We start from the raw sequence: 11,905 nt of genomic DNA on the forward strand, positions 1-11,905 counted from the left end.
CTGCGGTTCCCGAGCGGTACCGCGTCCACCTGCCCGCCCTGGTCGAGCTGCTGGACAAAGCGGCCGCGACCGGCGAGCGGGAACCGACCACGGCCGCCGTCGCCCAGCAGTTCCGCATCCGCAAGAGGTGGGCCGGACCACTGCTGAACGCGGCCCGCGCCCGGCGCGCCGCCCCCACCCCCTGACGAGAAAGGACGACCCCGGTGACGCAGCCCCCGACGGACCTGACGCCGCAGCAGATGCGCGAACTCGCCGACGACTACGACCAGGCCAGGACCCGCGCCCTGGAAGGCGCCGCCGACGGCGAGCGAGTCGCCGCCGACCCGGAGCAGTGCACGCTCGTGCGCGACCAGGCCGCCGCTGCCGCGAAGTGGGCCCGCGAGAGTGCCGCCGACTACGCGGCGTACGCCGACGCCCTGCGCGCGGGCGAGAACCCGCACGCCATCTGACCAGCTAAAACACCCAGACCGCGCAGGGGACCGGACCACCCCGGCCAAGGAACAGGCCGGTCTCCTGCGCGCCAACCCCCAGAAAGGGGCCCCTCCATGACAGCAGACATCACAGACGGGATAACGCGCGCCCCGGCGCCCGCCCCGGTCGGAGGTGTGGACCTGGGGCAGACCGTCACCTACCTGCCCCCCAGCCGCCCCACCCAGGCCCGCCGGCTACGGCCCTTGAGGCTGCGCCGTCACGTCATCGACCACGACGAGCAGCGCCTGCGCCTGCGCCTGATCAGCATGGGAGTGCGGCTGTGACCGCCACCACCGACCCGCACCACGTCCCGCTCCCGCCCGAGGAGCCCTCGCTGCCTGCGCCGCCGGACGACAACGGCGACGCAGGCGGCGCAGGCGGCGGCGAGAAGGCCTCGAAGCGCTGGTGGGCCACGGCGGCCGTCAAACGGCTCCCCCGGCTGCCCCGGACGGGCTCCAAGCCCGCCAGCGGGCCACCTGCCCGCGAGGAACGACCGGCCGACCTCCCGGACGGAGGCGACGGCGAGCAGCTGCACGACGCCGAGCAGCCCGAGCACGCCGATGCCGACGGGGACGGCAACGCGGGCCGGGACGAGCCGGTGGTGGCCAGGGCACGGCCTGACACGCGACGCGCCCGCCGCCGCGCGCGACTCACCCGCCGCCCCACCACCCCCGCCGACGACGTCCAGGACGACGACGTCCAGGACGACGAGGAGGGCGCACAGCGCGACGAGGAGAACAACGAGCGCGTGCACGCACGCGCCGTCAACAAGCGCGCAGCCCGCGACAAGCGGCGCCGCTCCCCGCGCCGGTCCCGCTCCTACGACACCCGCGACCTGCACCAGTGGTGGTGGTCGCTCGCGCCCTCCGCCCGCTTCCTGATCTACAACGGCCCGGCGGCCGTCGTCGGATACGTCTCGCACTGGCCCCAGAACATCCGCTCGCTGCTCAACGAGTGCCACCAGGAGACGGACAACGTGCTCGCGGCCGTGATCGTCGGCGTGGTCCTGTGCGTGGTCGTCGACCACTTCCTGGACCGCCGCTCCCGCCACTGGTGGGGTCCCCTGCCGTGGCTGTGCCGTATCCCCCTCGCCTCCTGCGTACTTGGCGTTCTGATCTTCGCCCCCGGCGCCTGAAAGGACCTGAACCGTGATCACTCTCGCTGCGTCCACCGAGATCCAGCCCGGCCAGGTCCTGGGAGCCCTGGGCAGCGGCGGCGCCGCTCTGGCCTGCACCCTTCTGCTCATCGCCGGATGCAAGGGCAAAGGGAGCATCGAGTTCTCCCGCGTCCCGGCCGCAGGCGTCGGCTATGTCGCAGGCCTGCTCTACATGATGGCCGGGGCCGGGATCTGGACCGCGCCCGGCTCGGTCTCCGCGTCCGTCTCCCAGTCGCTGCAGGGCGGATGGGTGGGCGACGTCGGCCCGGCCGCCGCCCCGCTGTGCCTGGTCATCCTCGTCTACGGGTTCAAGCTCAGCCCTGGCTTCTCCGGCGTCTGCGGCATCGTCGCCGCGACCGCGTTCCACGTCGCGGGCGGTATCTGGTCGGTCCCCGAAGCCATCGCCTCGGGCTTCCTCAACAACGCACTCGGAGTCCACTGATGACCACCGCTGGCGTCGCCCAAACCAGTGCCGCTGCCCGCCGCTTCCAGTTCATCGAACCCCACTGGAACACCGTGGAGGCCGCCCTCGAACAGCCCGGCATGCTCAAGAGCCTGATCGCCGCCGCGCTGGACCTGGTCGTCGCGTGCGGTGAACTCGACGAGGTCCAGGAGCGCCAGGAGCACCACCCGGTACTGCACTCCCCCGACTACGCCGACGATGTCCTGCGCGCCCAGCACACCCTCACCCGCTGCCCGTACGCCCACGCTCTGCTCGGCCCGTGCACCGACTCCCGCGGCGTCCGTATCCCCCGCACGGTGATGTGGACCAAGGCCCGCCGCGCTGCCGCGGCCCTGGCCGAACAGCCGCTGCTGACCACGCGCAACCGCGAGGCCGTGCGCCACAGGGCACGCATCGTGCTAGGCCTCATCCACCATCACCTCGCCGGGGCACCGCTCCCGGCCGACTGCCAGTAGACGAAACCGAACGGAGGCGAATCCGGCATGACCACCACTCCCGTGAACGAGGACCTGGACGAGCAGCCGCAGGAAGCGGAGGAACTGGTGGAACAGGGCACGGCGGCCGTCGAGCGCTGCCGCGCCCTGGCCTGGCCGGACCTGCGCCCCTACATCGACGTACGGCCCGTGCTGCCCTACCTCAACCCGTTCTGGCTCCTGCGCCTGAGCGCCCAGGGCACCCCCGTCCTGACCCGCCGTCTGCTCGCCCTGCGCGGCAAGACCGCGGCGCCGAGCTCGACGACGAAGACCGGCAAGACCGGCACGAAGGGCGGCGCCAAGGGGGGCAAGGGGCAGTCCCGCGGGCGCGGCAGCGGCCGGCCGACACGGCGCAGGCGCGTCACGTTCCAGGGCGTGGCCGTGGCTCTTTTCGCGATAGCGGTCGTGGTCAACGTCGTGGTGCGGTACGTGTGGCTCATCACCGGAGTGCTGCTCCTGCTGTGGTGCATCGCCGCCGCCTTCCACGCCCCGCGCAAGAGGATGCCAGTGATCCCATGCGGCAGCGGCCCGGACACCAACGACGGCGCCACAAAGGAGGAGCAGACGCGCGACGGCCAGTACGACGCGCACGAGCACGACGCCCAGACCGTCGCTGACGAGGACCAGGAGCACGGGTACGACGGCGAAAACGATCACGACGAGAATCAGGACGGCGGCGCGGGGGAGCAGCCCTCAAACCCGCTCCCGTCCCCCGCCGAACAGCGCGCGAGGTTCCAGAGGACCGTCGCCCATCTCATTGGCAGCCGCAACGGCGTGCACTTCGCGACGATCGCCGAACACCTGCGGAACGAGGGGGAGAAGAGCGTGAGCGTCGCCGACGTCAAGGCGCGCTGCGAGGCCGCCGGCATCCCCGTCAGCGACGGCGTGAACGTCCTCGTCCGCGACCGGGACAAGACCGTCAAGCGCAACCGCACCGGGGTCCGCCGAGCCGAATGGGAAGCCGAGCTCGGCCACCCCATCGGCACTCTCAGCGCCCCCACCCCCTCCGTCAGCAGCCTGGCCGACGGCGTGTGGGTGGTGCGCTCCCCCGCCCCTGGAGCCCTCACCACCACACCCGGGGACACCATCCCGGCCCCACACCCACCCGCCCCCACACCCCAGACGGGGCCCGGCCCGCTCCCCGCCCAAGATCCCGGCCCACTCCCTGAAGGAGTAGGAACACCAGGTCACAGCGCCCTACCTACCGACCTACCTACCTCCGCACCCTCGCCCGGCCCCAACGAGCCGCCCCCGCCACGCCTGATCACCCGCCCCTCGACGGACACCGGGACCGACCCGGCCGACGAGCAGAGACAGAACGGATAACGCGCCAGTGCCCTTCGCCCATCGCTGCTTCGCATGTGACTCCACATCACCCTCCGTGCCCACACGAGAAGCAGCCCAAAGAGCAGCGCAACTCCACCGCGACACAATCCACGGCGGCCACATCCCCGCCGCCGGCGACGCGATCGAACCCGCCGCCCGCCTGATCACCGGACGGGTCCTGCTGGTGATCTGCGCGGCCCTCACACTCGCCTCACTGCTACTGAAACTCATCGCTTCCTGAACTTGCACCCGTGAAGGGAGACCCCGCCATGTCTCTGCCGACCCTGAGCGCCGCACCAGACCTCCCCGACACCGGAGAGGCCGCGTGCGTCCGCAATCGGCGCCCCTTCGACCACCTCGCCGACCACACCGGCCCGGTCCCCCACAGGCTCCTCAACGCCGCCGCCACCGTGTGCCGCAACTGCCCCCTGGCCGACGCCTGCCCCGCTCGCGTAGACCCCGCCACCCGCGCCACAACGCCGCGCCCGGCGGCCCAAACCCTCCAGGACGTCCTCACCTACCTGGAAACCGCCGACGCACCCACGAGCGCAGCCGCCATCCACCGCGCCACCGGCATGCCCCTGCCCGCCGTGCGCAGGGCCGTCAAAGCCCTCCGGGCCGACGGCCGGGTCCTGGCGCGCCGCGACACCACGACCACCGGGAACGTGCTGCTCCTCACCCTCGCCACCGCCGATGCTTAATCAGGAAGGGATGGCCGGGCAGGAGTGGGAACAGCGGCGTGAGGAAGCCCTCGACGCCGTCCTGCAGACCGTGGCCGCTCTCGCGGAGCGGCCCGGCCCGCCCACCGCGGAAGAGCAGCGCATCAGCGCCGAGCTGCGACGCACCCTCGAAGCCAGCATCGAAGAGCGGCGCCTTGATGGGGACGTGACGGCGTCTCCGCTTCTGGAGAGCATGCAGCTGCTCGTCCACGTCGGCAACGTCATCGACGCCGTGGTCGACACGGCCGATGCGGAGATGGACACCGAGGTCCTGCGAGCTTTGAACGCGGTCGCCGCGATGTGCGCTGCCTACCAAGAGCCGGTGCGGGCCCAGGAACAGGGACTGCCCATCAGCCGGACTGTCGCGGCCGCGTCACACCGGTCCATGGGCGTCCTGGCATATCTGCGCTTCGAGCTACTGCCGCGTCTAGGTGGTGGCTGACGCCTGTGCGAGCTGAGCATCCGGATCCTGCCCCAGCCCGCCTTGCAAGGAGTCGCCGCTTGGAGCACCACCGCCCCCAGCCGTAGACCGGCCGGGGGCGAAGGCACCACGGGGCGCCCGCAGCATCGGCATGAGGCCGGCCGCCCCGCACACACCTGCACCCCGAATCCCGAGATGAGGAGCACCCTCAGCATGACCGACCGTCCGCACGCCATCGAGTCCCTCGCCCTGCTCGGCACCCTCGCCGCCGCCTTCGACGGCCTTCACCCGCTGTGCGACCAATGGGTTCAGAACAGCACAGACGCCTCCAACAAGGGAGTCCACGGCGACCACCCCGTCTACCGCGACGGCACCCCCGCTACCGAAAACCCCGGGAACAGCGCCTCGACGATGACCGCGTCCGCGTTCGGCCGCCGCGCCGTCGCCCGACACGTCGCCTCCTACAGCGCCGTGCAGATGGCCGCGGCCATCGTCGTCACCCGCACCCTCGGCTACCGCGTCCCGGCCGGGGCACTGTTCGCCGGAGCCGCCATCAACGCCGCGACGCACGCCGTGATCGACCGCCGCGACCCGCTGATCTGGCTGGCCAAGAAGTGCGGCAAGCACGGCTACATCACGCACGCCACCGTCGTCCGCAAGGCCGGCGAAGAGTGGCCCGAGCCCGTCCAGGACATCGCCGGGCCCGGCACTGCACTCATGGAACTGGACCAGGCGCTCCACCGCGCCATCGGCATCGGCGCCGCCGCCGTCACCACCTGGCTCGCCACCCGCAAGACCGGCCGCCGGTGACCCCGGCCCCCGTACCCGGCTGGAGCGCGTACACGCCTCTGTCGAGATCGTGAAGCTCGTACTCCCTCAGATCGGGGACGAACTGGGCGGCTGTCGACACCGAACCAGAGAAGGCGATGAGGGCACCGCCCACTTGGCTGTCTGACCCGCGATCGAGCTCGGCGAATGCTCGTACTCCCTGCGAGTGCAGGGGGTGCGGGCCTTTGCTCGTTTTAAGGGCACCTGCGGCGAGTCGAGCGTGTCAGCTGGGCGGGCCTGGCTTTGCTGTCCGCGTGGACGCAAGCAATCTGATGGAGTACCGGGACGAACTGGCCGACCTGACACGTGAGCGTTTTGGTCCGAGGAGGGACCGTGAGCAACCCGTCCGGTACACGGCGGCGTTCTCCCTCACAGCCACGATGGCCAGCCTCCTCACGGAAGGCGACTTTGCTGCCTTCCTGCAAGCCGCGCTTCGTGCAAGCCGGGACTGTCACCGCCCGGAGCCGAACTGGCCGTTCCCTCGCACGTTTATCGATTCCTTCTCGCGTGAGCTGCGGAACCGCGTCGGGCCATTCGAGGAAGCTGAAGGGCGCCAAGAGGCATGGCACATCATGTTCGCCCTGCACGGCATCCTCGCGCCGGACCTGATGGGCCCGTTCATCCGCTGCGCGTTCGATGCCTGGGAGAACACCGTTGAGTGCGTCAGCCGAAGGCTGGCCAAGACGTAGCCGTGAACAGGGTGAGGCCCTGACGTAGGTAGCCTCCGCGGTCCACTGACTGGCCTCGCCCCGTACGGCGGAACGCAGCCGCGGGCACAGCAGATGTTCGATCAGTTCGAATCTTCGCTCGGAACGATCCTAAGCGGGGCGGCTGTTCACGGTTCGCTCCGGATTCGGCGCCAGAGTGGTCTGCGAGAGCGGGCAAGTGGTGGCAGCCGCCGTCGACGAGCGCCGATCCGACGCCCAAGTCGCGAGCCTAGGTTCGCTGAGGGGACGACTCGATTGAGTAGACAGGACATCCCGAACCTCTGCGTGAGGCATCGCCTCCCGGCGCGGGCCTTCAAAACGGCGTTTTGAACTGCGGAGCCCGGACCACGACGAACGCGCAGTCAAACCATGTCTTGGCAACGCCCGATGCAGCGACTCACCGAGTCCTCGTGCTCCGACCTTGCCCCCTTCGTGGCATGCTGTCCCGGTCCGCCAGTACCGGCCCTGCGAGGTCGGGAAGCATACGGAATCAACGGAGTAACAACTCATGGCACGCATCACTGCGGTCGTAAACCGCAAGGGCGGGGTCGGCAAATCCACGCTGACCGTCAACACCGCTGCGACCACCGCCGAAGTCTTCGGCGAGTCCCCCGAAGACGAGCCCGACTACGTGGTCGCCGTCTCCAGCGACCCGCAAGGGTCCGCGACCTGGTGGTCTGAACGCGTCGGAGACGACCTTCCCTTCTCGTTCATCCAGACCAAGTCCCGCAAGGACCTGGACTTCTTTCCCGAGCTGAAGAAGTCCAAGAAGATCAGGCACGCGTTCATCGACACCCCGGGATGGATGGACCTGCCTGAGGAAGAAATCGACCACGCCGGTGACCCCTTCGGTGACAGCGCTGCAGCCGACGCCATGCGCGCGGTCCTGTCCGTCGCCGACGACATCATCGTCCCCTTGGAACCCGAACCGCTCTGTTTCATCCCCACCCAGGAGACCATCGAGCAGGTGGTGAAGCCGCTCGGCAAGCCGTACTGGGTGGTGGTGAACAACTGGGATCCCAGGGACGGAACGGCAGACCGCGATGACACCCAGGCCTACATCCAGGGCAACGGCTGGAACCTCGCCAACACGGTGATCCGCCACTACAAGATCCACACACGGGCTGCTCTCGAAGGCCTCGTCGTCACCCGGTACAAGAAGAACCGAGTGGCGATGGAGGCTCGTGAGGACTTCTACAAACTTGCCCTTGAGATCGGCGCGGGCAAGAAGGGCCGCTGATGAGTAAGCGCACAAGTTTCACGGACCTCATCGGCGACGGAGCCAAGAAAGGCGCGGACAGCGAGGCATCGGGCCAGCCCTCGGCGCCGCCGGTCACCGCGTACATGCACACGATCGTGGGCAACCCTGAGAACCCGCGGGTGGAGGCCGACTACACGGACGCCGACCCGGAGTTCCGTGAGCTGAAGGCCGCGATGAAGGAGATCGGCCAGTTGCAGCCGATCGCTGTTCTGTCCCGCGCGGTGTACGACCAGAGCAAGCCCGGCTACGCCAAGCAGCTCGGCGACGCCGACTGGGTCGTGGTGACCGGCAACCGGCGGCTGGCCGCCGCCCGGCAGCTCGGATGGACCCGCATCGACATCCGGGTTCAGGATCGGCTCGGTGGCGACGAGGAGGGCGGGCAGCTCGATGAGGCCGTCATCATCGAGAACATCCACCGCAAGAAAGTCGAACCGATCAAGGAAGCGGCTTTCCTCCAGCGGATGGTGCAGCGCCACGGTTCGCAGGAGAAGGTCGCCGAACGCATCGGCAAGTCGCAAATGTACGTGTCCCACCGCCTGGCTCTCCTTGACCTCGTTCCGGACGTTCAGAAGGAGATCCAGACCGGTGGCGTGAAGGTGTCGCAGGTTCGAGGACTGAGCAGCAAGTCCGCCGATGAACAGCGTGCCGAGGTCGCGAAGATCAAGCAGGATGCGGCGAAGCCCAAGCCCAAGCGGAAGCCGAGAGCAGCGGCCCACCAAAACGGCGTTTTGGAATCGGCACCCCAGACGGGCGAGCCGAAGGATCAGCAAGCTGATGTTCAGAACAGCGTTTTGAACATCGACGCGGGATCAGAGACGGGTTCTCCCGGTGGAAGTGCTGATCCTCAAGCCCCCGGCGGCGGACAGCACTCTGAGGCATCCGCTGACGAGGCGCAGCCGCGGGAGCCATTGCCGGATCTCGTGGGTATCACGGCGATGCCGTTCGGTCGGCCCGAGGCGGTGCTGCGGATCCTCGAGGAGCGCATGTCGGCGGACAAGCTGGATCAGCTGATCAAGCTGTTGAACAACCGAAGCTGACGCACGCCGTACGCACACGGCCCCGTTCTCCTACCTGACGGTGAGGGAGCGGGGCCGCTGTCATGGCTGGCAGCCCTTGAGCCTCCTGCGACATGGAGCGTGAGCTCCCAGTGGAGCAGGCCGGTCACCGGATCACGGTTCTTGTCGCCGCGACTCCCGGTACGAGGCCCTGCGCCCGCTTACCACCGGATAGAGATGCGCTTGTGACCCCAGCGGACACCTTGTGGTGAGCGCTGTGGTGAGTGCGGCCGGTCATCATCCGCGTGCGGGTGCTGTGCGCCCGTACGAGCCGGCCCGTATGCCGTCATCTGCCTGCAGTCCGCAGCTCCCACACAAAAGGGATAGGGGTTCGGAAGGGCCCGGGATGGCACGTGGAACCTCCGGCTCGGTGTATCGCGCGTCGCGACCATGGATCAGCGCTCGCGCACCGAGAGGGGAGTCGTGCACACATGACCCACGCCATGACGGTCCTGGCCGCAGAGTCGCCACCTGCTGATGACCGGTCAGCCGTTGACGAACTCGGTAGCCGCATCACCGACTGGATCATCTCGATCCTGCCGGGCAGCGCGGCGGAACTCCAGCTCTGGGGCGTCTGCGGCATCGCGCTGTTGGGCATTCTGGCCGGGGTCGGATCGCGTCGCCTGGCGGCGCAGGGAAAGAAGGACCGCGCCGGTCTGGACGGGGCGGCCGAGATGCTCGGCGAGGGCATGACGGCCGCGTTCGGGAAAGTGCTCGACGGCGGCGGCCGCTTCATCTCCGGGCAGCCGCTGTGGGGTGAACCGAAGACCGACGCCACCTTCCTCAAGTCCGGCGCGGTCCTTGAGCACGCTCCAATGGACATGCACGGCTCAGCCGCCAAGACCGCGGACGGCGACGGCCTCGAGCAGGAACCGCCGGCTAGGACCACGCTGCTCACGCGGTACGCCGACAAGCTCCCGGGATGGGTGCAGCGGGCCGCGACGTCCTGGCAGTGCTGGCCCGGCGCCGCCCGCTCGGCAATCCGAGTCGGTGCTGTGACCACCGGCGCCGGAGTATGGATAAGCCCCCTGTTGAGCCTTGCGGCACCCCCCGTTGTGGCGCTCCTCGCGGGCGTCATCACGGTAGTCGGCCGGAAGGGGCGTGCCCGTACCGATGCCCAGACCTACAGCTCCGGTCTGTGGGCTGCCCTGGTGCAGGTGCTGCGCCTGTCCAGCGAGGACCAGGCGCGCGGCGAGAAGCACTGGATGCGCCTGTCCGACGACCTGTCCGGCGACACCGCTCGCGTGGTGATCCGCCTGCCGCTGTACTGGCTCGGTTCGGAGAAGGAACGCGCCGCGCTGTCCCATGTCGTTCATTCACGGCTGCCGGGGGAGTGGATGGCGTCCTACATTCAGCGTGGGCGCGATCCGTACGTGACGTTCACGCCGCGGCCGCCGGCCCCGCCCGTGCCGGAGCTGCCCACCCGGGTGGAGTGGATTCCCTCGGCGGACCCGGCCCGGGTGTACGTGGGCGAGACCGTCCGCGGTCCGCGCTACGTCGACACCGAGACCGAGACACCGCACTGGGGCATCTCCGGCGGCACCGGCGACGGCAAAACGACCTGCCTGCTCATGCCCGTCGTCCACGGCCGCCAGCACGGCGCCCTGGTCGACTGCATCACCATGAAAGCCGCCGCGTTCAAGGACATCGAGGGGGAGAGCGGCATCCGCGTCCACAAGACCGGACGCCAGGCCGTTGCCGCACTCGCGGAGTTCTACGTCTCGATGAAAGCCGCCGAATCCCTGCAAGGCACCCCGGCAGGCGACCAACTGCCCGAACGGATCCTCGTTATCGACGAGTTCGCCTCCTTCGTGAAGAGCGCCAAGATCTGGTGGAAGTACGGACTGAAGGGCAAGGGCATGCCCCCCTTCGAAGCCTGGTTCCACATGATCCTCATGCAGGGACGCTCCGCCCATCACAAGGTCGTGATCGGCGCGCACACCTTCACCCGCGAACTCTTCGGAGACACCGAGACCCGCGACCTCGTCGGAACCAAGGGCATCGTCGGCCCCGCCTCCAACCCCAAGTGGGGCGTGACGTACGGGCTGGACGCACCCCGCGTCGACTACCGGCACGACATCAAGGGACGCGGCGTCATCGGCGTGACCGGCTCCCAGGACATCGAAGAGATTCAGTACGCCTACATCACCCCGTTCGCCCGCGACCACCTGCGCCGGTGCACGCCGGCCCCTGACTGGCATGCGCAGGGGCAGATGGCGCCCTGGATCACCGACGCCGCGCTCGAGGAAGCCGAACAGGAGCTGGCGATCGCCGAGTTCCTGCCAGCAGGTGCGTTCATGCGCGGTGTGACGCTTGTGACGGGACGGGTTATCCCCGCCGCACAGCCACTTTCCCCCAGGTCAGAGCCATCCGCGTCACAGGGAACCGAGGGGAGGATCGCCGACGATGTCACAACTCACCAGCCCGCTCACCACGGCACTTACCAAGCCGACCAGGCCGAGGCGAGCCTGCTGCCGGTCTTCTCCCTCAAAGAGGCCTGCGAAGCAGGGCTGTTGCCGGTCACCTACGGTGCGGCCCGTCAGCGGCTTGCACGGGGGAGACGGGTCGGCGTCGATCTCCCGGAAGGCGTGGTGGCCGACGGCGTCACCTACTACACAGCCAAGGAACTACTCGCCTGGTGGACCTTGGTGACCTCGGTCCGCCATCGCACCGGCATGCCGAGCATGTGAAGAGCGAATCTCGCTGCCTGAGAACCTCGGCGACGCAGCGACGTTCCCACGGTCCGGGCCCGCGTGAAATTGTGAACGCTGCTTACCAGTGAAGTAGGAGGGGCGGCAGTGACCGCAGAGAAGGCGACGGGACCAACGGCGCTCACCCGGTCGCAGCACATCCTCACCGGGGTGGTCGTCGCCGGGGCTCTGGTCATCGCCGGGATCGGTTTCGCGGGGTCGTACGCGGCCGTGCGGGAACTGGCGGAGAAGAAGGGCTTCGGTACCTTCTCGGTCGTCTTCCCCATAGGCATCGACGCGGGCATCTGTGTGCTGCTCGCCCTCGATCTGCTGCT

General features: G+C 69.0%; 16 protein-coding genes. All 16 read left to right on the forward strand.

Annotated elements, in window-relative coordinates; translation table 11 throughout:
- A partial coding sequence (locus IEY91_RS41100) for a hypothetical protein (RefSeq protein WP_189177860.1) occupies positions 1-185 on the forward strand: 185 nt, incomplete at its 5' end.
- Positions 186-203: 18 nt separating this feature from the next.
- Positions 204-449 (forward strand): hypothetical protein, encoded by a 246-nt coding sequence (locus IEY91_RS41105; RefSeq protein ID WP_189177861.1) that lies wholly within the window; start codon positions 204-206, stop codon positions 447-449.
- Positions 450-545: 96 nt separating this feature from the next.
- A complete protein-coding gene (locus IEY91_RS41110) occupies positions 546-755 on the forward strand; it encodes a hypothetical protein (RefSeq protein ID WP_189177862.1) in 210 nt (69 codons plus the stop codon).
- Positions 752-1,606: a hypothetical protein gene (locus IEY91_RS41115; protein WP_189177863.1), complete on the forward strand. Its 855-nt coding sequence runs from the start codon at positions 752-754 to the stop codon at positions 1,604-1,606. Before IEY91_RS41110 ends, IEY91_RS41115 begins: the two co-directional genes overlap by 4 nt.
- A gap of 13 nt (positions 1,607-1,619) precedes the next feature.
- Positions 1,620-2,069 carry a hypothetical protein gene (locus IEY91_RS41120; protein WP_189177864.1) on the forward strand — a complete coding sequence of 150 codons (450 nt, stop codon included), beginning with the start codon at positions 1,620-1,622 and terminating at the stop codon, positions 2,067-2,069.
- Positions 2,069-2,545: a hypothetical protein gene (locus IEY91_RS41125; RefSeq protein WP_189177865.1), complete on the forward strand. Its 477-nt coding sequence runs from the start codon at positions 2,069-2,071 to the stop codon at positions 2,543-2,545. The genes IEY91_RS41120 and IEY91_RS41125 overlap by 1 nt, the downstream gene beginning before the upstream one ends.
- A gap of 27 nt (positions 2,546-2,572) precedes the next feature.
- Complete coding sequence (locus tag IEY91_RS41130; RefSeq protein WP_189177866.1) at positions 2,573-3,889, forward strand: hypothetical protein; 1,317 nt, start codon at positions 2,573-2,575, stop codon at positions 3,887-3,889.
- A gap of 55 nt (positions 3,890-3,944) precedes the next feature.
- Positions 3,945-4,130, forward strand: a complete 186-nt coding sequence (locus IEY91_RS41135; protein ID WP_189177867.1) for a hypothetical protein — start codon at positions 3,945-3,947, stop codon at positions 4,128-4,130.
- A 28-nt stretch (positions 4,131-4,158) separates the two neighbouring features.
- Positions 4,159-4,590: a helix-turn-helix domain-containing protein gene (locus IEY91_RS41140; protein WP_189177868.1), complete on the forward strand. Its 432-nt coding sequence runs from the start codon at positions 4,159-4,161 to the stop codon at positions 4,588-4,590.
- The gene (locus tag IEY91_RS41145; protein WP_189177869.1) at positions 4,583-5,050 is read left to right on the forward strand and encodes a hypothetical protein; all 468 of its coding nucleotides are present in this window, start codon (positions 4,583-4,585) and stop codon (positions 5,048-5,050) included. Before IEY91_RS41140 ends, IEY91_RS41145 begins: the two co-directional genes overlap by 8 nt.
- Before the next feature lie 192 nt (positions 5,051-5,242).
- Positions 5,243-5,839 (forward strand): hypothetical protein, encoded by a 597-nt coding sequence (locus tag IEY91_RS41150; protein ID WP_189177870.1) that lies wholly within the window; start codon positions 5,243-5,245, stop codon positions 5,837-5,839.
- 272 nt (positions 5,840-6,111) lie between these two features.
- Positions 6,112-6,546 carry a hypothetical protein gene (locus IEY91_RS41155; RefSeq protein WP_189177871.1) on the forward strand — a complete coding sequence of 145 codons (435 nt, stop codon included), beginning with the start codon at positions 6,112-6,114 and terminating at the stop codon, positions 6,544-6,546.
- A 526-nt stretch (positions 6,547-7,072) separates the two neighbouring features.
- The gene (locus tag IEY91_RS41160) at positions 7,073-7,804 is read left to right on the forward strand and encodes a nucleotide-binding protein (RefSeq protein WP_189177872.1); all 732 of its coding nucleotides are present in this window, start codon (positions 7,073-7,075) and stop codon (positions 7,802-7,804) included.
- Positions 7,804-8,862 carry a ParB/RepB/Spo0J family partition protein gene (locus tag IEY91_RS41165; RefSeq protein WP_189177873.1) on the forward strand — a complete coding sequence of 353 codons (1,059 nt, stop codon included), beginning with the start codon at positions 7,804-7,806 and terminating at the stop codon, positions 8,860-8,862. The genes IEY91_RS41160 and IEY91_RS41165 overlap by 1 nt, the downstream gene beginning before the upstream one ends.
- Before the next feature lie 449 nt (positions 8,863-9,311).
- Positions 9,312-11,570, forward strand: a complete 2,259-nt coding sequence (locus IEY91_RS41170; protein ID WP_189177874.1) for a P-loop NTPase family protein — start codon at positions 9,312-9,314, stop codon at positions 11,568-11,570.
- A 108-nt stretch (positions 11,571-11,678) separates the two neighbouring features.
- The coding region (locus IEY91_RS41175; protein ID WP_189177875.1) for a DUF2637 domain-containing protein at positions 11,679-11,905 on the forward strand (227 nt) is incomplete at its 3' end.

It is taken from the genome of Streptomyces lasiicapitis, from assembly GCF_014646335.1.
Taxonomy (GTDB): domain Bacteria; phylum Actinomycetota; class Actinomycetes; order Streptomycetales; family Streptomycetaceae; genus Streptomyces; species Streptomyces lasiicapitis.